Here is a 24928-nt window from a genome sequence, read left to right on the forward strand (position 1 = left end):
AACGGCTCTATCGGTTCCCACTCACCATCGCTCAGTTCACGTCACGTAGCGGCAGCGTTCTACCAGCTCGGCGTGCCCCTCAGGTCCGAAACAGACCGCACTGATCACGATTCCAGACAGGCTTGGGTACTGGTACTGGTACTGGTACTCCAGCTGTGGCTGCCGGTCACAGCCCAGTGCCTGCCAGCTGGCAGACGATGTCCGAGGGCTTGACGAGGCGGGTCGCGGGCCGCTTCGCGCCTATCGAAACCCCTCTTCGGGCGCGGCAGTTGGGGCTCAGGTTGCTGGCGGATGCGCCACGCGCGAATTGCACCGCGCCGCCGGATAGGCAGGCTCAGGCAGGCTGATCGCGGAACAGTGCGTCGAACTGCGTCCTGCCTTCGTTGCGCAGCCAGGTATCGAAGTCCATCAGAGCCGGGTGCAGACTTCGCAGCGTGGAAATGTCAGCCTGCCAGCCGCCCCTGTGATTGGCGAAGTCGTAGCCTGCCTGGGCGTCCGGATCCAGCCCTGCGAGAGCCTCTCGCGGGATCGCCCGGTAGGTGATGGCGACTCCGGTAGTGCGACTGATCGCATCGACGATCCGCGGGAGCGTCAGTTCATCACCAGCGATCTCAAGTGCCTGGCCGATGTACTGGCCAGGGTTGGTGAATGCCAGGGCCGCGAAAGCACCGATATCGGTGCCGGCTATGAGTTGGACGGGCACCTCCGGCTTGACCACATCGGTCAGTACGCCATTGCGCACCCCCATGGTCGGGTCGGAGTGGTTCTCCATGAACCGGACGGGGCGCAGGATGGTGGCGGGCAGGCCCAGGGCGCCGATGCGCCCCTCGATCTGCCATTTGCTTTCCCAGCGGCGGATGCCGGGTGAGCGCTCGGCACCGGCGACCGAGGCATAGACGAGGTGCCGGACATCGGCGTCGTTTGCTGCTTCGATCACATTCGTGCCCAACCGGATCTCATCTTCGACAGCGAAGCCGGGCGGCGTTCCGGGATAGCCGACGGTGGGTTGAACACTGAAGACCCCGTGCACGCCCCGCATCGCCGCGTCGAGGGAAGTACGGACGCCCATGTCGCCCGAAACGACCTCGGCTCCGGCCCGTACCAGCGCTTGGGCCCGGGGGCCGACCAGGTCGCGGACGAGGGCTCGCACCTGCCACCCGGCCGCCAGCAGCTGCCGCGCGGTGGCGCCGCCTTGCAGACCGGTGGCCCCGGTCACCAGCACGGTGGGATTCGTTGTCATTTCTACCTCCGGAACGAGCACCGGACGCTACCGGGCTCGGGAGCGGGAGCTGCATCAACCGGGGAGTTTCCCCAGTTATGGCTTGGTAATATATGGGGAGACTCCCCAGTTCTCGATAGAGGGCGCCATGACTACACCTCCACCCCAGCCCGCGCTCCGAGCCGACGCACGGCGCAACTACGAGCGACTGGTCAGCGCCGCTCGCGAAGTCTTCGCCGAGCGGGGAGTCGACGTTCCGATGGACGACATCGCCCGCCACGCCGGCGTCGGGAACGCGACTCTCTACCGCCGCTTCCCGACCCGGGAGGCGTTGCTGCAGGCCGTCCACCACGACCAGATCGAGGCCCTGTACTCACGGTCGCAAGAACTGCTTGCCGCACGCTCCCCGGACGAGGGGCTGGCGACCTGGCTGCGGGAACTCACCATGCAGGGGAGCACCTCACGCAGCCTGGCGACGGCAGTGACGATTGCCCTGCGGGATGAGGGCTCCAACGTGTCCTGGTGCCGGGAGACTATGTACGCCGCTGCGGCGGCCCTGCTCGACCGGGCCCAGCAGGCCGGTACGGTCCGCACCGACGTCACAGCGGGCCAGGTGCTCAAACTCGTCAATGCCATCGCCTTCGTCACCGAATGCGAACCCGACGGCGAAGAGCAGGCCGATCAGCTTCTGGCCGTGGTGATGGATGGCCTGCGGCCCCGGCATCGCCTAGAACGCAGATCATGATTTCGCTGTTGGGGGCTGGTCGGGGAAGGGGGGCTACCGGTGATCATCGGTCTGTGAAGACAGAAGATCAGGCGGTGGCCGCAAGCCACAGACATAGATCCTGCCCGCAGGCAGGACATGTCCGAGGCTCTGCCGGGCCTGCTGCCGGACGCATCGCCCGAGTGGAACCGCGACGCCGGTGCCGGGGCACACGACGCCGTCAACTGGTGCGCGGGGCTGTGACTGATCCCCCACGGTGCTTGTCAACCGGCGGGCCCTATGGTTCCGCGCATGAGATCTTTGATCGCTGCCGTCCGCGAGCAGGGTGAGGCAGCCCGTTTCCTCGCTTGGCCGGGCGATTTCGACCTGGACCGAGGTGACCATGTCGAGGATGTCCATCTCGCCTCGGGCGCCGCGCTGGAGGGTTTCGCGGGCGACGGCGCCGGGGGCACCTTCTTCTTCTGCGGTGAAGGCGGCGAGGAACGTCCCGTTCTGTACGCGGACTCCGAAGGTGGTGCGGCGCTGGTCGCGATGGGCCTGCCTGAACTCCTACGGCTCCTGCTGATCGCCCCGTGGTGGCGCGACTGCCAAACGTTCACAGCGGAGGAAAGTCGTAGGCTCGCGGCCGAGTATCTGGAGGACGTACCGGACCTCGTGGCCCGACGGGACCGTACCGCCGCAGCCCTTGGTCTTGCCCTTCCCTCTGAAGAGGATGTCTTGGCCCGATTGTGGGAGGTGGCCACCGGGATCGGGAAAGGCTTCGTCCTCATCTTCACGCCGGAGGGCGAACCCTACGATCCGTTGATCAGGGGCTGAGACGCGTCCTGACGGCAGGCGGCAGGCACCGTCGCACCCTGACAGGCGTCAGCCTCTATCGTTCACGAGTCCTCGTCGGTTCACTGACGGGGACTCTGTGTTTGTGCGGTGCGGCTTTTCTGGTGTGGGGCAGGCTGAGGGCCCGGTTGTTGGGACGGTTGAAGTGGCTGGTCAGCCGGGGTTTGGCAGGACCTGGAGCCGGTCAGCTGCCCGGGTGATGACGTCGGTCCAGGGCCATCGGGCGGTCATGCGCAGGTGGTGGCGGGGGCCGGTGGCGACAAGTTGGGCGGCGGCGGAGAACAGCCGCAGGCGGAGCTTTCTGGGTTCCCAGCAGCGAGTGTCGCCGGTCAGGGCGAGCATCGGCATCCAGGCCAGGAGGTCCAGCGCGAGGGAGACGATCTCCAGCAGATCTGGTTCTGGGCCGTGTCGTGCAGGGCGGGTTCCGCAGACCGGTGTCGCGGGCGTTTCGGATGCGGTCCTCGCAGCGGGCCCGCATTCGGTGCCGGCGGAGTCGTAGGCCGACGTCCACGCCCTCCTCGGGATCTTCAGCGCGGCCTGGCGAATGGCGTCGGCGATGGTCATTCCGACGGAATACGACAGCCGCCGGCCCCGTCTCGACAGCCAACCGAGGAAGGCGTGGGCGCCACCGGCGGACTCGGTACGGACCAGCGTCTGCCGTCCCCGCCGCAAGGGGTCCGGCAGTTGAGCCAGGGCGAGTTGGGTGGTGGTGATGTGGTCTGCGGCGGTGTTGGAGCCCGCGTTTCCGGGCCGCAGCCCGGCGGCCACCGGCCCCCTGGATCCGGCCCGGCCCGGATCCAGGGGGCCCCGCCATGGTCGACGAACACGACGAGCGGATGATGACCGAAGGTCTTCTTCCACGTCGCGGTGGCATCCTGCCCTCGGAGCGCGCGATCACCAGCACCCCGTCGATGTCCACGATCACCTGGCCGCCGGCGACCGGACTGCACGCACCCACCAACGTCCGGACCCGCTCACGCACTTGGGACCGTACCGAGCGGATCGTCACTAGGGCCTTCGGCCCGGCCGATGCGAGGGCGTCGACCAGGCGGAAGGTGGTGGGATCGGAGGCCACTGCCCCGAACAAGGCCGGCTCGGCCCGCGGCACGCCCACGTCTGCCAGGCAGTCACCTCCGAGCGCCACCGCCAGGGCCACATCCAGCAGGGGGCTTTCCCGAGTGGTGCACCGCCCCGTATCGTGCACCGCCCCGTGGCTTGCGCCACGGGGCCAGGGCCATCGATATCGTCTGATCCAGCCCGGTCTGGCGGACGGTCTCCACCAGCAAGGCGCCTCCTGCCTGCGAGACCACCGGCGGACCACCGCCCTCGACGCGGACCCGTGGGTACGAACCGATACGCTTCTTCACCTGGGGAGTACTTCTTCCCGCTCAACCGACGGGACTCTCAACAAGTCATATCGTTGCAGGGCAGGGGCGTTCCTCACGTTGGTGATCACGCCTCGGACCGCAACACGATGCCATCCGATCCCACTTCGCAGGATCTCCCGGCGCGGGCCGTGACCCTGCCCAACGTACGGTCGGACGAAGTCCGGCCCGCGGTCCTCGGAAAGCGAGCCATGAATGACTGAATGGCAGGAATTCCGCGGCGGCGTGAACATCGTGCGTCGCCACGGCGACATCGTCCTCCGGCCGGCGTCCCCAGCAGCGCCGACGATCCACCGGCTGCTGCGGCAGCTCCACGACCAGGGGTTCCACGGCGCACCGGACCCACGGGGCTTCGACGCCGACGGCAACGAGCTGCTCACCTTCCTCGACGGCGAGGTGTACGACGCGCTCACGCCGGACCTGCGTACGCCCGAACTCCTCACCTCCACGGCCACACTGCTGCGGGGCCTTCACGACGCGAGCGTTACGTTCCGGCGGCGTCCCGAGGACCGCTGGTTGTTCCCGGTCCGGCAGCCGGCCGAGGTCATGTGCCACGGCGATGCCGCCCAGTACAACTGCGTGGTGAAGGACGGCCTGGCGGCCGGTTTCATCGATTTCGACGCGGCGCACCCCGGGCCACGCGTCTGGGACGTCGCCTACACCGTGTACCGGTTCGCGCCCCTGCAGGGACCGGACAATCCGGAGAGCTTCGGAACACCGCAGGAGCAGGGGCGCCGGGTCGCGGCCTTCTGCCGGGCGTACGGGCCGGGCGTGGGCGCCGAGGTCCTCGACATCGTCCCTGACCGGCTGCAGGCCCTCATCGACTTCATGCGCGACCAGGCCGCGCAGGGCAACAAGGCGTTCCAGCAACACATCGCGGAAGGTCACACCGACCTGTACGAGACGGACATGCGCTATGTGCGCGCCCAACGCGACAGCCTGCGCGCCGCCTTCCAGGCGGGATAGCGGTGCCGCACGCACTGCTGGTCCCGTGGTTCGGGACCGGATTCCCGTGGACCGGTGCGAGGCCGACACCCCCTGCGAGGTCGCCCCGCACAGCCGAAGTCGTCCATCTCCAGGCCGGTACAGGCAATGAACTCCGCCCGCGGCAAAGGGCCCACACCGGGAATGTTGAGGATGACCTCGCATCGCGAAGCTCACGAACCGGGCCTCGCTCTGGGCGTTGGTTTCCGTGATCTCGTCATCCGGAGTCAGCCTGCGCCAGAACTCGAAGTCGCGGTACCGCGCTCTCAGTACCTGGACGATCAAACGCCTTCAGCCGTTCGCCTCCGATGCCCGGGGCGAGCACCTTGAAGCGATACGCGTCGAGGGTTCCGCCCCGGCGAGGTCAAAGCCACAACGGCTCCGCCGTCTGTCGATCAGCCGCGTTGGAAGCAGTGCGAGTAGCCGATGACGGAGAAGCCGCGGCGCTCGTACCAGTGGCGTGGCCAGTCCATCGCGTCTGCGGTCAGGAACCGGGTACCGCAGTCCTTGTCGGTGGCCAGGCCCAGGGCGGTGGTCAGGACGGCATCAGCGTATCCGCGTCTGAGGTGGGTCTCCGAGGTGATCAGATCCTCGATCTGGGCGGTGCCGGTTGACGGGTCCATATAGAGGTCGGCCCATGCGGCGACCTCTCCCTCCTCCGTGCGGGCACCGATGAAGTGAACGGCGTCGGCGCCGCGACGGCGAGCCTCTCGTCGGTCGACGAGGTGGCGCAGGACCTCGTCCTCGACGCCCGGAAGGAGGCTCCGCCATCGCCGGGTGAGTGGGATACGTATCGCGTCGAGGTCCGCCTCTTCCGCCGGCCCCTGCGGGCACCGGGCCGGTGTGCAGCATGACCAGATAGGTGGCGTGGGTGTATCCGGCCCGGATCAGCGGCTCCGCGCACGCCGTTCCGACTTCGTCGTCAAGGACGGAGATCAGGCGGTGCGGCAGATGCCCCAGAGCCTCGTCCGCGATGGCGGGCAGCGCCTCGGAGTCGACGGCCGACTCGATGACGATCTGATTGTTCGCGCGGGAATGCGCGAAGTCATCGTCATATACGGCGAACCCGCCGGGGAGCTCGACGGTGCGCGCGGCCTGGCGGCGGGCGAAGGACGACAGGAAGGAGTTGATCCGCTGAAGCTCTGGCTTTGGCATGCGGGGAGCTTAGGCGGCCGTGGACCATGGCCACCTACGAATTACTCCCAGCGGGGCGGTATGGCCGTACGAAGCGACATGCTCGCCATCGCCTACCAGGCCATGTTCGCCTCGACCGCCGCCAGACCGTCCGCGAACTCCAGTACGGCATCGTCATAGCGGCGCCCTTCGAGCGGCGCGGCGTCGAGGCGGCCGAAGGTGGCGTACTGCGAACCCGTGTGGACCGTGCCATCAAGGAGGAACAAACGGAATTCTGTTGTCACCACGTCGCTGATCCGTACGGCCAGATCCGGCTTCAACTCCGGCCGTGTTCCGCCACGATCCCCGACCGTGCCACAGGCGCTGCCGAGCAGTCCACCGCATTTGAGAGCACTGCCGCTGGGACGCTCAACCCACGCTGCCCGGCCGTGATCACGATCGCCCAGGACCCGCACTCCGGCGGGAGGCGCCGCATCTGCTCGCCGGTCGGGGACAACGGCTCGATCCACGCTCACTGGGCATCCGCCAGCAGCACAATTCGCACAACGATCGGACTATCTGTCATGACACGATCCAGCCACCGCCTCGGACATGTCACGAGGCGTGCGGCAGCGCGAGCCAGTCCTGCCAAGTAATGTCGCGGCCCGGATAACGAGGCCGTTGGAAGGGCCAGTCGGTGGCGATCCACTGCGGCACCAGCACGTCGAGTGCGCGCTCCGCCTCCCCGCCGACGAGGTCGTCCACCACCCACCAGGAGACCTCTCCGTCGGAGCAGGTGCGCTCGGGCGGATCGATGTAGACGCAGCCGAGGATCGCCGTCTCCTCCTCGTCCAGCAGCGCGTAGTTGAACGACTGGTGCGCCGCTATCTCCTTCGTGCCGCAGCAGGTCGATGCGGTCCTCTTCATAGGTCATCGTCTGCTTGGGCCAAGCCCAGGCCAGGCCGAAGATCTCCCACAAGCGCTCTTGGGAACCCATCACGGCGGGGTAGTCGAGCGCGGTGTCCACCTCCCATATCGGCCGCAGGTGAAGCGGGGTGTTGGGCACGGGCACGCAGACGGGGTGGACGAAGTCGTCGGGCAGCCAATTCATGAGGGCCGCGGGTACAACCGTTCGGCGCGGGATGAGCCGGGCGGCGCGCGGTCGACGACGGGGCGGGCCGGTCGCCCAGGTAGTGCCGCCATGATGCGGCGTGGATGCCGCGATTCCTCCAGGGCGTATCGCTGAAGTCCTGCTGTGATCACGTCTCCAGCCGGTCGTCGGGCTCGGACTGGTCGAGCAGCTGGGAGTGGATCGGGGCCACGTAGACCCGCTCGATAGTCAGCTTCCCCGCACTCAACTCGCGGCGCCATCCGACGGTCTGGATGGCTTGACGAGCGCCGGGGTTGCCGACCTGCCGGAACGCGGCGACCTTGAGACGGCGGACCTCGTCGCGGTGGGTTCACAGTGGCCGGCAGCTGGATCGTGGTCCGTGGTGGGCGTGCGGGAGCCGCGGACGGTCCTGCCATCGCCCCTGGGCTCCCGCAACGCGGGCTTGGTCGGCGGCTCGGACGCTTGCGGTGGTGGTGTTCCGGCTGACGTCGGATCTCCTGCCGGCCTCTCTAGTGGATCTCGTACGAGGCCAGGTCCGCCGGATCCTCCGTCGCGAGCGCTACATACCCGTCGGGCCGTACGAGAAAGAGTCCCCGGTCCCCGTACGCCTTGTGGGCGTGCCCGCTCACGTCGATGACGTCGGCCTGCTCGCCGGGCCGGCCGACCCGCACCAGCTTGTAGCGCTCGGAGGCCGGGGCGTCGGTCCCGCCGAAGGCGAGCAGTGTGGCGTGCGGGCCGCGGAAGAGGTCGAAGAGCCGGATGGGTCCGCAGGGGGCGTCGGGGGCGCGGTCTCCGGCGCGCAGTGCGTCGTCGGCCAGGCCCTCGCGGCACTCGCGGGTCAGCGGGCTCTCGCGGTAGCCGAGGCCCAGTTGGAAGGTCTCGCCGCCGCGTTGGGAGAAGCCGCGGTCCTTGTCCACGCGGTCCTGCTCGAAGACCTGGGTGGTGAGGGCGAGCACATGTTGCGCGACCGGCCGCCGCTCGTCCTCGTAGGTGTCGACGAGCGCGTCGGACGCGCCGCGCAGTGCTGCGCCGAGCTTCCAGCCGAGGTTGTACGCGTCCTGGATGCTGGTGTTGAGGCCCTGGCCTCCCGTAGGGGAGTGAATGTGCGCGGCGTCGCCCGCGAGCAGGACACGGCCGATGCGGAGGCGGTCGGCGACCCCGGCCTTGATACGCAGCACCGAGGACCACCGCACCTCATGCACCCGCACGTCCATGTGGCCGGTGCGCTCCACGAGCAGCTGCTGGACCGCCTCCGGCGTGGCGTCGGGCGTGAAGTCCGGTCCCGCGCCCTCGAAGTGGGCGAGCATTTGGAAGAAGTCCGACCCTTCGAGTGGCCGGATCGCGACGCGCCCGCCCGGCGCCGTGGGCCATACGTGCCAGTGCCCGCGGTCGAGTCCGTCCATGAGGATGTCCGCGATCAGCGTCGGATCGGTGACGAGTTCGGTGACGGGGAAGCCCACCCCGAGGGCCTTGCGGATCGTGCTGCGTCCACCGTCGGCCGCGACCAGATAGCCGGCCCGTACGGCCGACTCGGTGCCGTCCGGCCCACGCAGCCGCGCCGTCACCCCGTCCGCGTCCTGCTCGAAGCCGGTCAGCTCGCAGTCGAACTCGACGCTTCCGCCCAGCTCTTCGAGGCGCGCCTGAAGGATCTCGACGGTGCGCCACTGCGGGAGCATCCAGATCTCGCCGTACGGCACGTGGGGCGAGGGCTCGGAGCGCTCGACCGCGTCCCACTCGGCGATACGTGTGGTGCCGTCCCAGCTCTGCAGGGGCTGGATGGGGCCGCCTGCCGCCCGTACCGCGTCGATGACGCCCAGGTCGTCGAAGACCTCCAGGGTGCGCGGCTGGAGGCCGGAGCCGCGTGAGCCGGGAAAGCCGCGGTTCTCCCTCTCCACGACGTGGCAGGCGATCCCGCGGCGGGCCAGGTCGCAGGCGAGCACGAGGCCGGTGGGCCCTGCTCCGGCGATCAGGACTTCGGTGGTGGTGATTGTGGGCAGGCTCATCACAGGCTCCTCAACATCGTTGAGTCGCCCCTCTGCGTAGGAAGGGCGACCCGCCGCACAGCAGGACATGACGGTACGTCATGCGCGAGGCGTACGAACCGGGCCGGTCCCGAATACGCACATGCCCCCCAGTCGCAGTCGGCCGACGAAAGCAACCACGAAGCCATGCCGGCGGAGCTCGGCGCAGTGCATTCGTTGCGGATCGACGTCCCCGAGGAGGGCTGCTTCCTCTTCGTCGGCTTCACGGCCTTCGTCGGCGCCTACGGGAAGCGTGGCTACGGCACCGCCGATCAGTTCCTGCCCTGGACCATTTCGTGCGGATCAACCGCGGCCGCACGGGTACGTTCCCGGGCGAGGTCGGCAGACGGATGAGGCGCGCACCGAGCTGTCTGGAGCCCTGACGTGGACGGATGGCGGGAGGAGATGGCGGGAGGAGTCAAAAACACACTGTGGGCGACCGGAGTGGAGCAGAAGATCACGGGACGTCACAAGAGCAGACTCGGGCGCCGTCAGGAGGAACGCGATCAGTGGCCGTCGGCGTCCCGTCCGCGCCCGGACCTGCCGCCCCTCACCTACGTCCGCCTCGGTGAGCGTCCGCTGAGACGCTTTCCCCAACTGCTCGTCGGTCTCGCCCTGTACGGGTTCAGCCTGTCGGCCATGGTCCGCACCTCTCTGGGCGTCAATCCCTGGAGCGTCCTGTGCGAGGGGGTTGAGCACCACAACCCCCCCTGAGCTTCGGCATGACCAGTGCCCTCCTCGGCGTTCTCGTACTCCTGCTGTGGATCCCCCTCAAGCAGAAACCGACGTTGGGCACCTCCGCCAACATCATCGTCGTGGGGGCATCGTCCGACCTGGGCCTCCTGCTCATCCCCCAGAACCTCGGGCTCACGGCCCGGGTCGGCCTGCTCATCGGGTGTGTCGTACACCCTGATCGAGCTCACCGTTCTCGGCGTGGGCCGGCTCCTCGGCGGGAGTGCGGGCGTCGGCACAGTTCTGTACGCCCTGATGATCGGCCCGGTCACCCAGTTCTTCCTGCCCCGGTTCGCCTACCGGCGGACCGCCGAGCACGCCGTGGACGCGGCGGGCCCGCCCTGAAGGCGTATCCGGCAGCACCCCGTGGCGAGTCGGTCAGCCCGTGCTTCGGAGGAGGCTACGGGCCCCGTACCCTCCGGGCGCCGCCGGGTCAGAGGCGGGTGGCGAAGGCCGGTGGACGCAGATAGTCAGCGCCCGTCTCGTCCAGCACTACCTCCGCGGCGGTGCTTCATGGGCTGTCGGGTGACCGCAGTGGAACAGCGGGGCACGGGTGTCGAAGGGGATGTCCTCCCGGGCAGCCTCGACGGCGGCCATGGAGGAGGGAAGGTCGAAGGGAAGGGTTCCGGATAGCGGCGCCCGGCCGAGGGCCGCGTCGAGTACGAGGTCGTCGTCGGCGCCGAACTCGCCGATGAGGAAGGCGGCGTGCCCGGTCAGTGGTGTGAGGACCGCAGGGCGGTCGAGATGGACGGCGAGGCAGGTGGGAACAGCGGAGGCGACGGAGCACAGACGTTCCGTCTCCACGGCCGGGAACTCCAGTGAGCCGCTGTGGAAGAACTGCTCCAGGAAGCCCTCGCGCTTCTCGTACGGTGCGGTGATCCGGAGAATGGCGGCGTCGGCGTCCTCGGGCCGGTCCACGACGGTGCCGTAGCGGGCGGCGACGGCCGGATCGATTCCCTCGACATACAGTCGCTGCCCGGCGACCGGATACCCCGAGAGGTGAACCAGTGAGCGTCGCTGGACACGACGGCCGTGCTCGCGGCCGGTCGCATCGCCGACCAGTTCGGCCGCGGCGTCCGGGGCGACGTAGGGGTCCTCGAACAGACCGAGACGGAACTTGTCGCGCAGGATGCGGCGGGCGGATTCGTCGATCCTCGCCTCGCTGACCGCGCCGGAGCGGACGGCACTCAGAATCAGTTCCGGGTCCGTCTCACCACCGAGCTGGTCGGTTCCGGCGTCCAGGACCAGCGCGACCTGCTCGGCCACCGACAGTTCCTCGACGCCCCAGTGACGTGGCGGGAAGGTGGTGATGCCGGGGACCTCGATGCCCGTGATGGCGTTGAAGTCGGTACAGACCACGCCGTCGAAGCCGTAACGGCCACGCAGCAGGCCGGTGATGACGTCCCGATTGAAGTTGGCGCCGACCTCGGACAGACCCGACCCCGAAGGGATCGCGTACGCGGGCATGATCTGCGCGGTGCCGGCCTCGAAGGCGGCCTCGAAGGGAAGCAGGTGGTGCTCGAACGCGCCGCCCGGGTAGACCAGTCGGCGGCCTGCGGCGAAGTGCGAGTCCTCGCCGTGCGCTTGGGGGCCGCCGCCGGGAAAGTGCTTGGTCATGCAGGCGACGCTGTCCGGGCCGAGCCGCTCACCCTGGAGACCTCGAATGTAGGCGGTGATCATCCGGCACGCGCGGTCGGCGTCCTCGCCGAAGGTGCCGCTGATCCGGGCCCACCGCGGTTCGGTGGCGAGGTCGGCCATCGGGTGGAGCGCGAGGCGGATGCCGACGGCCCGCAGTTCGCGGCCGATCAGGGCGGCGTACTGCTCCACCAGGGCCGGATCGTCGGTGGCTGCGAGGCCGATCGGCTCGGGACCGGCGCTGAAGCCGCCGCCGGTGTGCGCGGTGGCGGGATTGGCGGTGAAGCCGTGCCGGGGGTCGGAGGCGAGGGTGACCGGGATGCCGAGGCGTTGGGCGGCGGCGAGCTCCTGGACGTGGTTGTTCCACTCGGCCATCGTGCGGGCGTCGGGGACGGCCATCATGGCGAAGGCGGTCAGACCGCGTCCGGTGATCAGCTCTGCACCGGTGGGGATGCCATTCCCGGGCAGGGCCGGGCGAGCCTCCCCGGCGTGCCTGGCGTCCCCTGCCACCCTCGTCTCCCCGGCCACCCCCGTGTCTCCCGTCTCTCCCACCAGCATCCGGCCGTGGCACATCAGCGCGGCCTTTTCCTCCAGGGTCATCCGGTTCAGCAGGTCACCGACGCGTTCTTCGACCGGCAGCCGGGGGTCCTCGTAGGGCTCCATGGTGCCGTTGTGGTTGAGGTCGCGAAACGGCGTTCCGTCGTGGTGGCGCAACAGGGTCAGCATGCTGCGGCCTCTGCGGAGGTCTTGGCGCGGAAGGCGTCCAGGGTGGTGGTGGAGGTTCCGCAGGCGACCAGGAAGGCCGCTGCCCCGTGTCGGGCGCGGACGAGGTCGAGGAAGGCGGTCATCGCCTCGGCGGGGGCCTCCAGCAGCGGGGCGGGAACCGAGCCGCGGGCGTTGAGGGCGGCGGGGTGGGTGGGGTGGCGTTCGGCGAGGTGGGCGAAGATCTGCGGCAGCGCCTCGGAAGTGCGGGCGTAGTCGGCGACGATCGCCTCGGCGGGGACGCCGAGCAGTTCGAGCAGCAGCGCGGTGATCAGACCGGTGCGGTCCTTGCCGGCGGCACAGTGCAGCAGGACACCGCCGGGGCGGGCGGCGGCCTCGGCCGCGGCGGTGACGGAGTCGGGGGCCTGCTCGGCCATCAGAAGGTAGAAGGCACCGAGATCCGCGGCGGTGGTCATGGTCCGCATGGCAGCCACGACGGCGTCGGTGGTGGGATCCATCCGGGCGGCTATGACGTTGATCCCCGCGGCCTCGGCGGCGGCCCAGTCGCCGGGATCGGACTCGGCGGCGCCCCGCAGGTCCACGACGGTGCGGATGCCGTGGTCGCGCAGCTGGGCGACCGTGGCGTGGTCGGCGCGGGGGAAGGGCTGGGCCGAGCGGTAGAGCACGCCCGGACGGATCCGCGAGCCCTGAGGATCGGTGCCGAGTGCGGGGTCGCGGAAATTGACCAAGGACATAGGTGAGCCTTTCGGAGCAATTATCCCGTACGGGAGAAAGAGGTAGCGGGAGAGGAGGCCGATACGTGGGTGGGCGCGGGAGCGAAGGTCATACGTGAGTGGGCGGGGGAGAGCCGGCCGGACAGGTCAGTGGCCGGGGCGCAGGACTTCCCGGTACGCCTCGGCCCATTCGGCCAGCAAGCCGGTCTCCGAGTCGACCATGATGTGGCGCTGGATCATGCCGCTGAGCATCGCGCCGAGCGCCCACGGGCGCAGATCGGTGTGCGGGTCGGCGCCGAGCCGCTCGGCGGCGATGACGGAGGCCCGTCGGCCGAACGTGTCGACCAGGATGAGGGCGTGGTCGCGCACCGAGCGCACCTCCAGGAGGCCGCGGCGCAGCCGACGGCGGCGGGCGGTGTGCTCGGCAGGCTCCTCAAGGCGGCCGTCGGAGACGGTCAGGGCGTGACCGAGCGCCTCCCAGAGGCCGAGGTCCGCCGGCGCTTCGGCGAAGGCGTCGAGGACGACCTGGCCGAAGGCCCCGCCGAAGAGCAGCGCTTCCTTGGTCGCGTAGTAGCGGAAGAAGGTGCGGTGGGCGACGTCGGCCCGTCGGCAGATCTGGTCGACCGTGGTGCGTTCGAAGCCCTGCTCCTCGAAGAGGTCGAGCGCCGCCGTGCGGATGGCCTCGCGGGTGCGCGCCTTCTTACGGTCGCGTATTCCCAGTTCCGTCACGGGGCCCGTCTCCTGCATCGGTCTGCCGCTCCTTGTTGTGTGCCCGTCGCCGGGTCCCGGTCGTGACGGTGCGTCGTATGCCGCCACGACCAGTACCGAACCATGTCCGGCCAGGCCCGCTCAAGGCACGTGTCAACTCTTCGGCAGCTGGTCACGGGGTGTTTGCACAACTGCCTTTTGGCAGTACTGCCAGTTCCGAAATGGTGTGGGTGGCGGCAGCCCCGCGCTGCTGTTCCCACTCCGTGCTCCGAGAAAACCCGAGGAAACATGAAGCGGCACACGCACCTGCTCGCGGCCACGGCCTGCGCGCTCACCGTCGCCCTGACCGCCGGCGCCTGCACGGCGTCCGACAACGCGGTGTCCGGTGGCGGCTCCGCCGAGGCCGCCCGCACCGACGGGCCCGCGATCGACGGCGGCACCCTCAAGGTCGGCCTGGACCGCCCCTTCACCAAGCTCGACCCGGCCGACGGCACGCTGGCCTCGATGCCGATGATGATCCTGGCCAACGCGCTGTACGACCCGTTGATGGTCAACGGCGACAACGGCGTCGTACAGCCCTATCTGGCCAAGGCGTTCACCTCCGACGCGGACGCCATCGGCTGGACCCTGAAGTTGCGCGAGGGAGTGAAGTTCAGCGATGGCAAGCCGCTGGACGCCCAGGCCGTCGTCGACCATGTGAAGCGGCTCGCCAAGCCGGAGAGCACCTGCACCTGCGCCGCCGACGCCGCCACCATCGGCAGCCTCGAAGCGAACGGCCCCACCACCGTCGACTTCACCCTCAAGGCCCCCAACGCAGCCTTCCCCAGCCTCTTCACCCGCTCGCTCGGTTATGTCTCCCAGGCCCCCACCGGCGCGGCACCGGCGGTCGGATCCGGTCCGTACACGGTGGAGAGCGTCCAGCCCGGCGTCTCGGTCACCGTGGCACGCAACCCCGCCTACTGGGGTGCCAAGGGCCACGCCGACAAGATCGTCTACAAGGTGCTGCCGGACTCCGACAGCCGCTACCAGTCGCTGCGCTCCGGCGACGCGGACCTGATCTGGACCGAGACCCCGGCCCAGCTCAAGCAGGCCGGCGGCGCCGGTCTGCGCGCTGCCACCGGGCCCGGCTCCACCTCCACCGTCCTGCTCAACACCAAGGCCGCGCCCTTCGACGACCCGCGCGTGCGCCGGGCGCTCCAATACGCCATCGACCGGGAAGCCGTCGCGAAGGTCGTCTACCTCGGCCAGGGTCAGGTCTCGAACGGCCCGATCGGCTCCGCCTCCCCCTACCGGTCGGCCGGCGCGAGCGACTATCCGGCCCATGATCCCGCGAAGGCCCGTGCCCTGCTCGCGGACGCCGGGCAACCGGACCTCTCCTTCGAATACCTGGTCGACAACCGCCCCGAGAGCCAGCAGCGCGCCACCATGCTGCAGCAGATGTTCGCCGAGGCCGGGGTGAAGATGACCATCAAGCCGATGGACACCGCGAGCCTGAACACCGCGATGTTCCAGCGGAAGTTCCAGGTGCTGGACTTCGTCACCAGCATGTTCGGTGACACGGACACCGCGCTGAACAGCCTTTACACCGCCAACTCGCCCTACAACTTCACGGGTTACGGCAACGCGGAGGCGAACAAGGCGATCGGAGCCGGGCGGGCCGAGCCGGACGCCGCCAAGCGCGGCACCTCTTACGGCAAGGCCGCCGAGGCGGTCGTCCGGGATGCCCCGATGCTCTTCCTCACCGAGAACCCGGCCGGCTTCCTCGCCACGGCCGAGGTCGGCGGCCTGCCCGACCTGTCCCGGCGAACCGTCATCAGCGTGTCCCCGGCTGCCCTGTGGGTGAAGAAGTGACGTCCCGGATCCTCGGCGCCACGGCGCCGCTGGGCCGGGCCGCCGCCGTACTGCTGCTGGTCACACTCGCCGCGCTCACCCTGCCGCACCTGATGCCCGGATCCCCGGCACTCGCCGCGCTCGGGCCCACCGCCACACCTGAACAGGTCACCGCGTACGAGGCGCAGCTGGGGCTGGACGAGAACGTGTTGTCGGCGACCTGGCGCTGGCTCGGCGACGCCCTGCACGGCGACCTCGGGCTATCGCTGAGCACCGGCACCCCCGTCACCACCGAGCTCGCCGACCGGATCCCGGTCACACTCGAACTCTTCGTCGCCGCCCAATTGGTGGCGCTCTGCCTCGCCGTGCCGGTGGCCCTGCTCTCGGCCTGGCGGCCGGGCGGCCCGGTGGACCGGATCGCCACCGCCGGTGCCTTCGTCTGGCTCGCCGTACCCGGCTTCGTGCTCGGCCTCCTGCTGATCTGGATCGCCGCCGTCCAGCTGCGGATCCTGCCCGCCACCGGCTGGACACCGTTCGCCGAGGACCCGGCCGGGAATCTGCGGCACCTGGTGCTGCCCGCGCTCACCCTCGGCCTCACCGAGGCCGCCGTCTTCACCCGCACGTTGCGCGGACAACTGCTCGACACCCTCGACCAGACGTACGTCTCCGCCGCCCGCAGCCGCGGCATGGGCACAGCACGGCTGATGCTGAGACGCGCGCTGCGGCCGTCCTCGCTGCCGCTGGTCACCCTGATCGGCATCGGCGTCGGAACCTCGCTCGGCGGATCCGTGCTGGTCGAGACGTTGTTCGGGGTGCCGGGCGTCGGCAGCCTCGCCGCCGGTTCCATCAACGCCCGCGACTTCCCCGTCATCCAGGCCGTCACCGTGGTCAGCGCCGCCGCCGTCGTCGCCGCCACGCTCGCGGTGGACCTGCTGTACCGCAAGCTCGACCCGAGGATCGCCCATGGCCACCGCTGACATCGCCCCGGCGAAGCCCGCCCCCACCCCTACCGTCCGTCGGGCCTGGCGACGGCCGTCGGCGGGAGTGCTCGCCGCCGGCGCCTGGCTGAGCGCTGTGGCGCTCGCGGCGCTGCTGATGCCCCTGCTGCCCGGATTCGACCCACTGCACGGAGACTTCGCCGCCCCCTCCGCACCGCCGGGCCCCGGCCACTGGCTGGGCACCGACGCCTCCGGTCGCGATGTCCTTCAGCGCACCGTCGCCGGCGCCCGCGCCTCCTTCGCGGTCGCCGCCCTCACCATCACCGTCGGCCTGCTCGGCGGTGGCGCGCTCGGCCTGGCCGCGGGCTGGTTCCGTGGCCCGGTCGACAAGGCCATCGGCTTCGCCACCGACGTACTGATGTCCGTGCCCACGCTGATCCTGGTGATGATCGTGGTCTCGCTGCGCGGCCCCAGCCTGCCCGTGATCGGCGGGCTGATCGGCCTGTTCACCGTTCCGCACTTCACGCGGGTGGTGCGCGCCGTGGTGCTCTCGCTCAGCGAGCGCGGCTTCGTCCAGGCCGCCCGGATGATCGGCACCGCGCCTCTGCGCGTGCTGCGCCGCGAAATCGTCCCGCACGTCGCGTCGGCCTCGCTCACCTTCGCCTTCACCGCGACCACGGTCGCCATCGTCGCCGAGGGTTCCCTCAGCTTTCTCGGCTTCGGCCTGCGTCCGCCGGAGCCGTCCTGGGGCGGTGTCATCGCCGAGGGCCGCACCATGCTCGGCAGCGCGCCCTGGATCTCACTCGCCCCGGCAGCGGTGCTCTGCCTCACCGTCCTGGCCCTCAACTACCTCGGCGAACAGCTGCGTTCGTCCGCACCGAAGGGAGTACGCGCATGACCGCCCCGAGCCCCGCGCCGAGCGCGGAAGCCAGCGCCGTACCAAATGCGGAAGGCATCGCCGTACCGAATGCAAGAGCGAGCGCCGTACCGAATCCCGCCCCCGGCGCCGCCCCGGTGCTGGACGTCCGCTCGCTCGACACCACCCTGCACACTCCCGACGGCCGGGCACTGCACATCCTGCACGGCGTCAGCCTCACCATCGACGCGGGCGAATGCCTCGGCGTGGTCGGCGAGTCCGGCTCCGGCAAATCGGTCCTCGCCCGCACCGTTCTCGGCGTCCACCCGCGTACCACCACCGTCACCACCAGCGGGCAGGTGCTCCTCCGCGGTGAGGACCTGCTCGACACCACCCCCGTACGGCGCTCCGAACTCCTGGGCACCGGCGTCGCCATGGTCCACCAGGACCCGATGACCTCGCTCAATCCCGTCGTCCGGATAGCCGACCAGGTCACCGAATCGATCACCAACCGGCGCCGGCTCTCCCGCCGCGCCCGCCGTGATAAGGCCGCCGAACTCCTCGCCGCCGTCGACGTCCCCGACCCGGCCCGACGCGCCCGCGCCTACCCGCACGAACTCTCGGGCGGTCTGCGCCAACGCGTCGGCATCGCCGCGGCCCTGGCCGGCTCTCCGGCACTCCTGCTCGCCGACGAACCCACCACCGCGCTCGATGTCACCGTCCAGCGAACCGTCCTGGACCTGCTCGACCGCCACCGCGAGACCCGCGGCCTCGCCACCCTGCTCATCACCCACGACATCGGCCTGCTCTACGGCCGGGCGCGGAGAGTCGCGGTCATGTACGGCGGCCGGATCGTCGAGACCGGCCCCACCGAGGTCGTCACCGAGCGCCCAGCCCACCCCTACACCGCCGCGCTGCTGCGCTCCGTCCCCCGCGTCACCGGCCCGCTGCGGCGTACCCTGCCGGCCATCCCCGGCACACCACCGGACCTCGCCCGACCGGCGACCGGCTGTCCGTTCGCGCCGCGCTGCGAGCGCGCCGAGGCCGTCTGCGCCACAACCGCCCCACCCGTCCACCCGGCCGGTCCCGACCACACGGCCACCTGCCACTTCCCCCTGACCAGGTCGGAGCACACCGCATGACCGCCGTCCTGCACGCCACCGGACTCTCGGTGGTCCACCGCACCCGCTCCGGGCCGCTGCACGCCGTCAGCGAGGTAGACCTGACGCTGCGCGAACGCCGCACCCTCGCCCTGGTCGGCGAGTCCGGCTCGGGCAAGAGCAGCATCGCCAGAGCCCTCCTGCGGCTGCCCCCGCCCACCGCCGGAACCGTCACCCTCGACGGCACCGACCTCGCCACCCTGACTCCCCGTGCGCTGCGCGGGCTGCGTCCCCGGATGCAGATGGTCTTCCAGGACCCGTTGTCCTCGCTCAACCCACGCCGCCAGGTCAGCGACCTGGTCGCGGAACCGCTCGACGCCCACCCCGACCCGGCGCGCGACCGCGCGGCCGTCATCGAACGGCAGCTGAACGCGGTGGGGCTGCCGCCCGGCCTGTTCGGCGACCGCCGACCGGGCCAGCTCTCCGGCGGCCAGGCCCAGCGCGTCGCCATCGCCAGGGCGCTCGCCGCCGAACCCCGCGTACTCATCGCCGACGAAGCCGTTTCCGCCCTCGACGTCTCCGCCCAGGCCACGGTGCTGAACCTGCTCCGCCGGCTCACCGAGGAACGTGGCCTGGCAAGCCTGTTCATCTCCCATGACCTCGGCGTCGTGCGGGCGGTCAGCGACGACGTCGCCGTGCTCCAGCTCGGCCGACTCTGCGAACAGGGCCCCACCGAAGAGGTCCTCGCGGCCCCGGCCCACCCCTACACGGCCGCCCTGCTCGCCGCCGTCCCCGAACCCGGCCGGCCCCTCGGCGACACCGGTCTGCTTCCAGCCGACCCGCCGTCCCCGCTGAACCCGCCCTCCGGCTGCCGCTTCCGTACCCGCTGCCCACTCGCCGACGCCCGCTGCGCCACGGAGACGCCCACCCTGCGCGAGATCGCCCCACACCGAACGGTCGCATGCCACCGGCCGCTGATCACCCCGGCCGCACCAGGGCGACGAGCGCCGATCAGTCGATGACCGCGGTGGCTTCGACCTCGACCAGATAGTCGAGGCCGGCCAGTGCCGCGACGCCCAGCAGCGTGCCCGGCGCGACCGGGGTGACACCCAGCTTCGCGGCGGCCCGTGAGACCCCTTCGAGGAAGAGGGGCATCTTGTCGGGGGTCCAGTCGACGACGTAGACGGTCAGCTTCGCCACGTCCTCGAAGGAGGCACCGACCTCGGCAAGAGCGGTGGCGATGTTGAGGTAGCACCGCTCGACCTGAGCCGCGAGGTCACCCTCGCCGACCGTGACCCCGATCTCGTCAACGGCGACCTGGCCGGCGATGAAGACCAGCTTCGAACCGGTTCCGACCGACACCTGCCGATAGACATCGGTCTCCGGCAGCCCGCCGGGGTTTACCAGGGTGATGGCCATGCTGTCTGTCTCCTTGCCTTGAGTACCCACGGGCTCACTTCCACCCGCCCAAGAGCAGCCTTTGGTTTCTGGTGGTTACTGGGAAACCGTAGGAGAGCGGCGGCTGACATGGAAGAACGCACTTCTTGGTGACCGGGGAACCTGATGGTGACCGAGAAGCCGTGTGTACGGCGGTGGGGCGTCGGGAGGCACCGGAGTGGGCTGCCGCACGATGCCAGGGCGACAGCGGCTCGGGTGCCCGGCCTGAGATCGCCGACATCGCTCAGGTCGCCGAGTCCGCCGAGATCGCTGAACTCACCCCCTGCGAAACTGGGCCCGGCGGTGCGAGAGGTTGCAGAGCATGCGCAATTTCGATGCGGCGTGGGCGGTGACGTCCAAGGCGATCGGACGGTGCCTGGCACTGGCTTACGAGGGTTTGACAGCAGGCGGTCCGGCGGGTCGTTGCTGGTGAACTCGTCCCGGAGACCGGGGCAGAGTCCATGACCGACGCCATCCCTGACGCCGGTCGGTCCAACAGCGCCTCCATGCCCGGGAGAGGGCTTACCGTGCGCGGTCCGCCATGAGCGCTCTCATGTCCTTGATCATCAAGGGCTTGAGTTGCTCGGGAGTGTGCGTGGAACCGGCGTAGAAGTTGAAGGAGAACTCCGCTGCGCCGTCGAGAACCGTGAGGATGACGACGGCGCCCTCGCTGAGGTCGATGACCCCGAAGTACGCGCGCTCGCCGAGACCTTCGACGCGTTTCTTGACGATCGTCGGGCCCGTGTTGGTCTCGACTGCCTCGCCGTTGGCCTCGAATTCCGGACGCGGGTCGGTGGCCCTGTGCAACTTGAGACGCAGGGTGAGCGTGTTCCCGGCCTCGTGGCTGCCCTTCTCGGCGAGCGTGTCGATGCATTCCGCGACATCCATCGCCCGATGGCGGTTTTCCCCGTGGGAGGAGTCGTCGCTGCGGTCGAAGAGCGCGCCTAGAGCGGCCATCTCGGCGTCCGCGCAGAGATTGTCGCTCATCCGGTACCGCACCTCGCGAGCACCCGAGGTACCTCCCGCCAGCAGGATTGCCCCGCCGCAGACAGCGGTGGCCAGTGCCGCACCACAGAGCGCCCACAGCGGACCCCTGCCTCGTCGGGACGTCGCCACAGTGGCCGGTTCCATGTCCGGCCGGTCTTCGACGGGGAGAGGCTGCTGCGATGAGATCTGCACGCACGTGAACATACGTCACCACCGAGTTGGTGCCCATCCGGGGTCCGGTGGCCGGTCCACGGGCGGAAGGACAGCCTGAACCAGGCCCCGAACGGCCCCTCCAAGAGCTCCCAGAGCCGCTGGGGCCACCAAGGCCCCAGAACGAAGTCGCATGGTGTGACTTTCCGCGCCGACGGGTGAACGGCGTCGCGTTCATGCGGGGCGGCCTTCACGAACCCGATACCAACATCGTGTCTGGTTCGTGGTCTTGGGAGCGGGGGGCGCGATGCGTACGGATGTCAGGGCAACGGTCGTCACGGCGGGCCAGGAAGCCGATGCCCTTGTCCGGCGCTGCCTCGGTGGCGGCGGAAACGGCGGTGTCAGGGGTGGCGGTGCCGGGCTGGGCACCCCGGTCGAGATGGCGTCCTCCCGGTGATGCGGAACCGGCTGTCCGGGGCACGGTGCCTGCCGTGGGCCGCGACGCTCACCTGCCTGGTTCTCGCGACGACCATCAACCACGCGGTCGCCACCCCGGCAGCGGCACAGCCGACGAAGTGCACCGGAGGGAGGACGGACTCACGTGGACATTCCTCGGTCGACGGGTCCGAGATCGCGTGGGAGGACGAGACCCGCTACGACGACGCCCGAAAGTTCGCCGCGACGGTGTGGTCGTCCAACGGACTCGACCGGGTGACCTTCCCGAAGGACGACGCATCACGGATCGCGGACATGGAATGGTCGGACATCAGCAAGACCGACGGCACATGGTTCAACGTCGGCGCCGCATGGAGCCCCGGCCCCGGCACCGACTGGATCCGCATGAACAACGCCTACCTCGGCAAGGGGAAGAAGTTCGGTACGAAGAGTGGGCGGCGCAGAGTCGCGGCCCATGAGCTCGGGCACGCTCTCGGCTTCTGCCACAAGGCGGCGTCCGGGCCGGCGTCTCTCATGAAGCGATACCTGGTCGAGCAGCCGACGAACGGCCGTCCGACCCGCTCCGACCGTACGAACTATCACGCACTGTGGGGCTGACTGTGAAGAAGACCCGGATCGTGGCCGTTGCCGGAGCGGCTCTTACGGTCATCGTCGCCACCGGCTGGACCGCGTACTCCTACCTCACCCCGGGCCGGTCGTTCTTCGAGGCGATGACGCTCCACGACCCTGACGACGACCAGGAGGTCGCCACGGCGGCCCGCGACGTCTTCCGCGCCACCGTCCAGCGCCACACCGGAACCCGGACCATCCAGGACGTGCCCTCCGACCTCTACGAAGTCCGCGTCATCCACACCTACAAAGGCAACCTCACCGGCACTGTCGTCATCACCCAGACCACCGGCGACCCCGCGCTGCGCCCCGGCCACGCCTATGTCATCCCGACCGTGCCCTGGAACAACCCCGAGCACGAACACGCCGTCCTCGCCGAGGCGCTCCCCCGCCCCGCCGACGACCCCGGCGCACCGGCCACCACCGTTACCGGCAAGGCCCACGGCACCATCGACCAGCACTGGACCTGGGCCGCCACCCACCCCTCACCCGGCGTCAACAGCTACCCCTGATCACACCCGGGACAGCAGCACGCGCCACTCGGATCCGCAGAGGTTCGAGTGAAAGGTGCGCCAACTCAGCCCCGACAGGGGGGCAGGGGTGAAGGTGAGCTCAGCGTGCCGTGACCGGCCGTGACGGGCCCGTGGGTACGACGCCGCCGATCAAAGGCCCCTGCTGCCGGCGTCCACCAGCCGCCGCTGCACTTCCGACACCCGACGCTGGAGCCGTCCCGATCGCACGCCCTCGTTCTGCATCCACTCGTCGAGGTGTGGCCGCAGATAGCGCGCCATGCCGGACCCGTGGCGGCGCAGCGCTGAACGGCTGATCGAAATCTCTTCCTGAATCTCTCTCCGGAGATCGTCGTTCCAGCCCTGCTCGAGGTCTTCCTGCTCCAGAGGAGCCTTGAGAGTGGCCACCGCCTCATCGAGGACTGTGAGCAGGTCCATGGTTCCTCCAAGACATCGGGTGCAACTGTTTCCCGTGAACAGCCCGTGGCCGAGCCGGTGACAGACCCGTCGGAGCCGGCGGAGCCCGGTCTCACGAGCTACGCCGTGCCGGCTTCGAGGGCCAGGAAGTCATCATGGACCTTGGGAGGCGACAGGACTGCATCGTGCGGCGGGCCGCATACTTCGACACGAGCTGTCGTGGCGGCGCGCTGGGGACCCGGCGAAAATCGTCGACATGGGGCAGGCCATCGAGGTCGGGGGAGATCCTCGCAATACGAAGGGTTAGCGTGCACCGACGTGGACACCGAAGATCCCAAAGACCTGGTCCGGCGTGGGTACGACGCGCTCTCCCTCCGCTATGACCAGGCGTACGCCGCCGAGACGAAGTACCAGCCGTGGATCAGCGAACTGTGCGCTCTCATCCCGGCCGGAGGCGCGGTGTTGGATCTGGGGTGCGGAAGCGGAGTCCCCGTCGTCCGCGACCTGACGACCGCAGGCCACCACGTCACCGGCGTCGACATCAGCGAGGAACAGATCCGCAGGGCGCGGGAGCTCGTTCCTCAGGCCGAGTTCGTCCGCGCCGACGCCACGGGCGTGGAGTTCGGAGCGGCTTCCTTCGATGCGGTCGTCTCCCTGTACGCACTCATCCACATCCCTCTCCCGGAACAGCTTCCGCTGCTGGAGAAGATCGTCGGATGGCTGCGCCCCGGCGGTTGGTTCCTGGGCACCACCGGCCATCAGGCCTGGACCGGCGTCGATGAGGACTGGCTGGGCGGCGGAACCCCTATGTGGTGGAGCCACGCAGACGCCGCCACGAATCGGAGCTGGATCACTCAAGCCGGTCTGACCGTCGAGAGGGAAGAGTTCGTGCCCGAAGGCGACGGCGGGCACGCTCTGTTCTGGGCCAGACGCCGCTGACAACCCCTCCGGCCGCCTCCCTGATCGGGAACTCCGGCTCCGGTCCCGCGCCCGATGGCTGCATGGGCACAGCCGGTACCGTCCTGACATTACGCATGAGTTCGATATGGCGCGGTCGCTCGCTGCGGGTACTGAAGACCGCAGGGCGCCTGGAAGTTCATCCGGGGTTTCGTCGCGGTCTGGGTGAAGGCGCTCGGTGATGACGACGGCTGGGGCGAGACGGATCTCGTGGCCGCCGAGGAAAGGCTCGGCATCCAGCTGCCGTCGGCGCTTCGAGAAGCGTATCTGCTGTTCGGCCACCGTCATGACCTCACCAGTAACCATGGCGTCCTGCTCAGCCCTTCCGAGCTGTATGTGGACCAGGCCGAGGAAGCTGGTCTTCCGGCATGAGAATCAGGGGGCCGCTTCCTGGGAAATCCGGCTCGGTGAGCTGACGGACGAAGACCCCGCCGTGTTCATCAGTGCCGACTTGGCCGACAAGGCTGCCGAATACTGGGAGACGTGGCTGGAACGGCTGTCTCCGTACTTCATCGAGATCGTGCTGTCGGAAGCTCCGCAGGCCGACAACGTGCTCTGCGACTTCCTGAGCGACTTCCGGTAGATCACTTCCGGCCGTCTGCCGGCCCGCCCAGTGGCGACTGAATCACGTCGGCTCGTCTGAGTGTGCCGGAGCACCGGCTCATGCGCGGAGCGACGTACAGGCTCATGTGCGGGAGGTGCAGGTGTTCAGTCCACCCAGGTCACCCACCGCCACGCCTGGCCGGGCGGCGGTGTTGTGGAAGCTCCGCAGCAGAGCGA

General features: G+C 69.5%; 24 protein-coding genes and 4 pseudogenes. 16 read left to right on the forward strand and 12 right to left on the reverse strand.

Annotated features, from left to right (window positions below; all coding sequences use genetic code 11):
• Positions 1 to 334 precede the first annotated feature (334 nt).
• Positions 335 to 1222, reverse strand: a complete 888-nt coding sequence (locus OG413_RS29165) for an NmrA/HSCARG family protein (RefSeq protein WP_266810864.1) — start codon at positions 1220 to 1222, stop codon at positions 335 to 337.
• Between the two features lie 145 nt (positions 1223 to 1367).
• Here OG413_RS29165 and OG413_RS29170 point away from each other — a divergent pair, with 145 nt between their 5' ends.
• Complete coding sequence (locus OG413_RS29170) at positions 1368 to 1964, forward strand: TetR/AcrR family transcriptional regulator (RefSeq protein ID WP_266810866.1); 597 nt, start codon at positions 1368 to 1370, stop codon at positions 1962 to 1964.
• A 270-nt stretch (positions 1965 to 2234) separates the two neighbouring features.
• Positions 2235 to 2759, forward strand: a complete 525-nt coding sequence (locus OG413_RS29175) for a hypothetical protein (protein ID WP_266810868.1) — start codon at positions 2235 to 2237, stop codon at positions 2757 to 2759.
• Between the two features lie 171 nt (positions 2760 to 2930).
• Here the strand turns inward: OG413_RS29175 and OG413_RS29180 are convergent.
• Positions 2931 to 4144 (reverse strand): annotated as a pseudogene (locus OG413_RS29180) (transposase).
• A gap of 213 nt (positions 4145 to 4357) precedes the next feature.
• Here OG413_RS29180 and OG413_RS29185 point away from each other — a divergent pair.
• Positions 4358 to 5128, forward strand: coding sequence for an aminoglycoside phosphotransferase family protein (locus OG413_RS29185; protein ID WP_266810870.1), 771 nt, complete (start codon positions 4358 to 4360; stop codon positions 5126 to 5128).
• 413 nt (positions 5129 to 5541) lie between these two features.
• On the opposite strand, the pseudogene OG413_RS29190 reads toward OG413_RS29185, so the two are convergent.
• The 4 genes and pseudogenes from OG413_RS29190 to OG413_RS29205 all read right to left on the reverse strand — a co-directional run bounded on the left by OG413_RS29190 (position 5542) and on the right by OG413_RS29205 (position 9373).
• A pseudogene (locus OG413_RS29190) lies at positions 5542 to 6301 on the reverse strand (GNAT family N-acetyltransferase).
• 170 nt (positions 6302 to 6471) lie between these two features.
• A pseudogene (locus tag OG413_RS29195) lies at positions 6472 to 6582 on the reverse strand (DUF4343 domain-containing protein); the annotation flags it as partial.
• Positions 6583 to 6874: 292 nt separating this feature from the next.
• A pseudogene (locus OG413_RS29200) lies at positions 6875 to 7370 on the reverse strand (N-acetyltransferase).
• Positions 7371 to 7879: 509 nt separating this feature from the next.
• Positions 7880 to 9373, reverse strand: coding sequence for an FAD-dependent monooxygenase (locus OG413_RS29205; RefSeq protein WP_266810872.1), 1494 nt, complete (start codon positions 9371 to 9373; stop codon positions 7880 to 7882).
• 165 nt (positions 9374 to 9538) lie between these two features.
• Between OG413_RS29205 and OG413_RS29210 the strand changes: the two genes are divergently transcribed.
• The 3 genes from OG413_RS29210 to OG413_RS29220 all read left to right on the forward strand — a co-directional run bounded on the left by OG413_RS29210 (position 9539) and on the right by OG413_RS29220 (position 10468).
• On the forward strand, positions 9539 to 9745 hold the full coding sequence (locus tag OG413_RS29210) for a hypothetical protein (protein WP_266810874.1): 207 nt from the start codon (positions 9539 to 9541) through the stop codon (positions 9743 to 9745).
• 30 nt (positions 9746 to 9775) lie between these two features.
• Entirely contained in the window at positions 9776 to 10105 is a 330-nt protein-coding gene (locus OG413_RS29215; protein WP_266810876.1) for a hypothetical protein, read from the forward strand.
• A 183-nt stretch (positions 10106 to 10288) separates the two neighbouring features.
• Positions 10289 to 10468, forward strand: a complete 180-nt coding sequence (locus OG413_RS29220) for a hypothetical protein (protein WP_266810877.1) — start codon at positions 10289 to 10291, stop codon at positions 10466 to 10468.
• A gap of 147 nt (positions 10469 to 10615) precedes the next feature.
• Here the strand turns inward: OG413_RS29220 and OG413_RS29225 are convergent, their stop codons facing one another.
• From OG413_RS29225 to OG413_RS29235, 3 genes are all read right to left on the reverse strand, one after another.
• The gene (locus OG413_RS29225) at positions 10616 to 12484 is read right to left on the reverse strand and encodes a glycoside hydrolase family 3 protein (RefSeq protein WP_266810879.1); all 1869 of its coding nucleotides are present in this window, start codon (positions 12482 to 12484) and stop codon (positions 10616 to 10618) included.
• Positions 12478 to 13215 carry a tyrosine-protein phosphatase gene (locus OG413_RS29230; RefSeq protein WP_266810881.1) on the reverse strand — a complete coding sequence of 246 codons (738 nt, stop codon included), beginning with the start codon at positions 13213 to 13215 and terminating at the stop codon, positions 12478 to 12480. Before OG413_RS29230 ends, OG413_RS29225 begins: the two co-directional genes overlap by 7 nt.
• Positions 13216 to 13341: 126 nt before the next feature.
• Positions 13342 to 13923, reverse strand: coding sequence for a TetR family transcriptional regulator (locus OG413_RS29235; protein WP_266810883.1), 582 nt, complete (start codon positions 13921 to 13923; stop codon positions 13342 to 13344).
• 267 nt (positions 13924 to 14190) lie between these two features.
• On the opposite strand from OG413_RS29235, the gene OG413_RS29240 reads away from it, so the two are divergent.
• From OG413_RS29240 to OG413_RS29260, 5 genes are read left to right on the forward strand one after another with little or no spacing between them, the layout of a single operon-like run.
• A complete protein-coding gene (locus tag OG413_RS29240) occupies positions 14191 to 15753 on the forward strand; it encodes an ABC transporter substrate-binding protein (protein WP_266810884.1) in 1563 nt (520 codons plus the stop codon).
• Positions 15750 to 16709, forward strand: coding sequence for an ABC transporter permease (locus tag OG413_RS29245; RefSeq protein WP_266810886.1), 960 nt, complete (start codon positions 15750 to 15752; stop codon positions 16707 to 16709). Before OG413_RS29240 ends, OG413_RS29245 begins: the two co-directional genes overlap by 4 nt.
• A complete protein-coding gene (locus OG413_RS29250) occupies positions 16696 to 17568 on the forward strand; it encodes an ABC transporter permease (protein ID WP_266810888.1) in 873 nt (290 codons plus the stop codon). The genes OG413_RS29245 and OG413_RS29250 overlap by 14 nt, the downstream gene beginning before the upstream one ends.
• Positions 17565 to 18668, forward strand: coding sequence for an ABC transporter ATP-binding protein (locus tag OG413_RS29255; protein WP_266810889.1), 1104 nt, complete (start codon positions 17565 to 17567; stop codon positions 18666 to 18668). The genes OG413_RS29250 and OG413_RS29255 overlap by 4 nt, the downstream gene beginning before the upstream one ends.
• Positions 18665 to 19648: an ABC transporter ATP-binding protein gene (locus OG413_RS29260; RefSeq protein ID WP_266810891.1), complete on the forward strand. Its 984-nt coding sequence runs from the start codon at positions 18665 to 18667 to the stop codon at positions 19646 to 19648. Before OG413_RS29255 ends, OG413_RS29260 begins: the two co-directional genes overlap by 4 nt.
• On the opposite strand, the gene OG413_RS29265 is transcribed toward OG413_RS29260, so the two are convergent.
• Complete coding sequence (locus tag OG413_RS29265; RefSeq protein ID WP_266810893.1) at positions 19638 to 20045, reverse strand: RidA family protein; 408 nt, start codon at positions 20043 to 20045, stop codon at positions 19638 to 19640. The genes OG413_RS29260 and OG413_RS29265 overlap by 11 nt on opposite strands.
• A gap of 540 nt (positions 20046 to 20585) precedes the next feature.
• Positions 20586 to 21050, reverse strand: a complete 465-nt coding sequence (locus tag OG413_RS29270; protein WP_266810895.1) for a hypothetical protein — start codon at positions 21048 to 21050, stop codon at positions 20586 to 20588.
• 606 nt (positions 21051 to 21656) lie between these two features.
• Here OG413_RS29270 and OG413_RS29275 point away from each other — a divergent pair.
• Together OG413_RS29275 and OG413_RS29280 are read left to right on the forward strand one after the other, a co-directional pair.
• Entirely contained in the window at positions 21657 to 22253 is a 597-nt protein-coding gene (locus OG413_RS29275; protein WP_266810897.1) for a matrixin family metalloprotease, read from the forward strand.
• Positions 22244 to 22777 carry a hypothetical protein gene (locus OG413_RS29280; RefSeq protein ID WP_266810899.1) on the forward strand — a complete coding sequence of 178 codons (534 nt, stop codon included), beginning with the start codon at positions 22244 to 22246 and terminating at the stop codon, positions 22775 to 22777. The genes OG413_RS29275 and OG413_RS29280 overlap by 10 nt, the downstream gene beginning before the upstream one ends.
• A 150-nt stretch (positions 22778 to 22927) precedes the next feature.
• Here the strand turns inward: OG413_RS29280 and OG413_RS29285 are convergent, their stop codons facing one another.
• Positions 22928 to 23212 carry a hypothetical protein gene (locus tag OG413_RS29285; RefSeq protein ID WP_266810901.1) on the reverse strand — a complete coding sequence of 95 codons (285 nt, stop codon included), beginning with the start codon at positions 23210 to 23212 and terminating at the stop codon, positions 22928 to 22930.
• Between the two features lie 297 nt (positions 23213 to 23509).
• On the opposite strand from OG413_RS29285, the gene OG413_RS29290 reads away from it, so the two are divergent.
• From OG413_RS29290 to OG413_RS29300, 3 genes are all read left to right on the forward strand, one after another.
• The gene (locus OG413_RS29290) at positions 23510 to 24130 is read left to right on the forward strand and encodes a class I SAM-dependent methyltransferase (RefSeq protein WP_266810902.1); all 621 of its coding nucleotides are present in this window, start codon (positions 23510 to 23512) and stop codon (positions 24128 to 24130) included.
• 183 nt (positions 24131 to 24313) lie between these two features.
• Positions 24314 to 24520: a hypothetical protein gene (locus OG413_RS29295; RefSeq protein ID WP_266810904.1), complete on the forward strand. Its 207-nt coding sequence runs from the start codon at positions 24314 to 24316 to the stop codon at positions 24518 to 24520.
• 61 nt (positions 24521 to 24581) lie between these two features.
• Positions 24582 to 24731 carry a hypothetical protein gene (locus OG413_RS29300; RefSeq protein ID WP_266810905.1) on the forward strand — a complete coding sequence of 50 codons (150 nt, stop codon included), beginning with the start codon at positions 24582 to 24584 and terminating at the stop codon, positions 24729 to 24731.
• Positions 24732 to 24928 lie beyond the last annotated feature (197 nt).

Source organism: Streptomyces sp. NBC_01433 (genome assembly GCF_026340105.1).
Lineage (GTDB): Bacteria > Actinomycetota > Actinomycetes > Streptomycetales > Streptomycetaceae > Streptomyces.